Below are 2,261 nucleotides of genomic sequence, written 5' to 3'. Positions count from 1 at the left end.
CCCGATACTCCAGACGGCCGCCGCGGGTCGCCGCGTTCCGGCGCAGCTCCCGCGAGATCGTTGATGGGGATCGGCCCAGCTGCCGGGCGATGTCACGGACCCCGCACCCACGGGCCCGGAGCAGGGCGATCTCTTCCCGTTCGGCAAACGACAGGTAGCGCCCCGACAGCGGGGCAAGGGTGATTGGCGCCATGCCGCCACTTTCGCGGAACCAGGGACTCCGACCGCAGGAGACACCCCGGCGGTGATGCCGGCCTCCTCGCTCGACAGCCCGCGGGCGATCGCCGCCCAGAACCGCTGCTTGTGCTCGCGTCGCCCCACCGGCGGCCGGCCAGGTGACCGCATCGGCGGCCTTCGTGTCGCCGCAGCGGTGACCTCGCCGTCACGCCAGCAGCCGATGACGGCCTGGGCGACCTGCTCAGGGTCGATGCCGATCGCCGTCCAAGTGTCTTGGGGCCAGGCGCGCAGCTCGACCATGAGGTCGGCCACAAACACCAGCTCACCCGGCTCGCGTTCGGGGTGGCCGGTGAGCAGCTCATAGACCAGGCTGCCGGCCGGCTGAGGAACATCTGGGTGCAGCAACGCAGCCGGGGTGACGATCAGCACCGCGCCGGCCTCGGGCTCGCCTGCGGGTCCTGGCGGCAGGAGCAGGCCGAGGTAGCAGTCAGCGACCCGGCTGGGCTCCAGCGTCTCGCCAAGCGCGTTCGGGCCGAACTGGTCAGTCCCCACATTCCGCCTTCCTCACCAATGCTCGTGGGAGCAGGCTACTGGCTCGACGAGGAGCCTTGACCTTAAGCCGTGAACTCACTTGCCGACTGGCCGATCACAAGCGAGGCTGCGCCAGCACCAGCGCTAAGTCGTCGTCCAAGCGGCCCCCCGCATGGTCCAACAGCCGGGCGACCAGCCCGTCTAGAGCGGTGCCCAACGAGGGCGCGGCACCCACCGCCTGCACCTGGCCGTCCAGCTCGAACGGCGGCCCGTCGGGCGCCCGCGCCTCGACCAGCCCGTCGGTGTACAACAGCACCCGATCGGTGGCGACCAGGGTGAACCGCTGGATGGTGGGGGCGGGGTCCAGCCCCAGCGGGGTGGTCGGCTCGGCACGGGCCAACCGCTCGACGGTCCCGGCCCGGAACCGCAGCGGCGGTGGGTGGCCGCAGTTGACCAGCTGCAGCTCGCCGTGGCGGCTGAACTGGGCCAGCACCGCGGTGACGAAGTCCTCCTCGCCAAGCCGCGGCCGGATGCTGTGGTCCAGCTCGCCGGCCAGCTCGGCCAGGCCGGGGTGGGCGGCGGCCGCCCGGAAGCTGGCGAGCACCAGCGCGGCCAGCTGCACGGCCTCCAGGCCCTTGCCCTTGACGTCGCCGACCAGCACCCGAAGGCCGTGGCGGGTCACGGCCACCTCGTAGAAGTCGCCGCCGACCAGGGCGTCCTCGGTGGCCGACAGGTAGCGCACGGCCAGGGCGACCCGGCCCATCCGGGGTGGGATCGGGCGCAGGATCGTCTGCTGGGCGACCTCGGCGATCCGGCTGACCCGCAGCAGGAGTTGCTCTTGCTGGGTGCGACGGTGGGCTCCCCAGGCGCCCAGCGCGCCCCCGGTCGCCACCACGAGGCAGCCCAGCAGGTGGTCGGTGGTGCCAACGATGCCGTCGAGGATGCCCAGCAGGACCGCCAGGCCGAGCGCGTACAGGCCAATGATGGCGGTGTGCTGGGTGTCGAGGCTGGCGGCGGCTAGCAGCGGGCCGACGATCAGCAGGCCAAGCAGGATGGCGCGGCCGCCGGTCCCGGCGTCCAGCAGCGCGATAGCGGAGGTGACCAGCGCCGCAACCAGCATCGATCGGCTCTTGGCTTGCACGGTGGTCTCCTGGCCCACAGAGGAAGGCATCAGCGCCGGATCAGCGAGCGTCGCTGGCCATTATCGTCGTGCTTGCATCGTTGCGGCTCGCCGCGCTGGCTCGGTGGAACAAGGCGTGGGAGGTAGCGGTCAGCTGCAGGGTCGGCCGGCAGGTCACGACCCGCTGCCCAGGGTTTGTGGACCAGGCCCTGGTTGCGGCTGGGGCGCCGGAACCAAGCGGTGTACCCGCACGTCGGGGTCCACGTCACCGCGTAGGCCTGCCATCCCTGACCCCTGAGCGCGTTGGTCGCTTCCGTCTGCTGCTCGGAAGGTCCGAGGACCACCGTGGTGACTTCCCACTCCATTCAGCACCTTCTCGCCTGGTGGAGCGGCCGGGGGATCGCACCTTGTGCGTTGTCTGGGGGGACAGGCA

1 protein-coding gene and 1 pseudogene are annotated in these 2,261 nt (G+C 71.4%); both read right to left on the bottom strand.

Annotation, left to right across the window (positions count from 1 at the left end):
* Nucleotides 1-345: pseudogene (locus VF468_17795) on the bottom strand (helix-turn-helix domain-containing protein).
* 478 nt (nucleotides 346-823) lie between these two features.
* Nucleotides 824-1,849, bottom strand: a complete 1,026-nt coding sequence (locus tag VF468_17790; protein HEX5880144.1) for a PP2C family protein-serine/threonine phosphatase — start codon at nucleotides 1,847-1,849, stop codon at nucleotides 824-826.
* Nucleotides 1,850-2,261 lie beyond the last annotated feature (412 nt).

The sequence above is a fragment of the Actinomycetota bacterium genome (assembly GCA_036280995.1).
Taxonomy (GTDB): domain Bacteria; phylum Actinomycetota; class CALGFH01; order CALGFH01; family CALGFH01; genus CALGFH01.
Note: the sequence above shows the minus strand (reverse complement) of the source record. Positions and strands in the feature narration are given on the sequence as shown.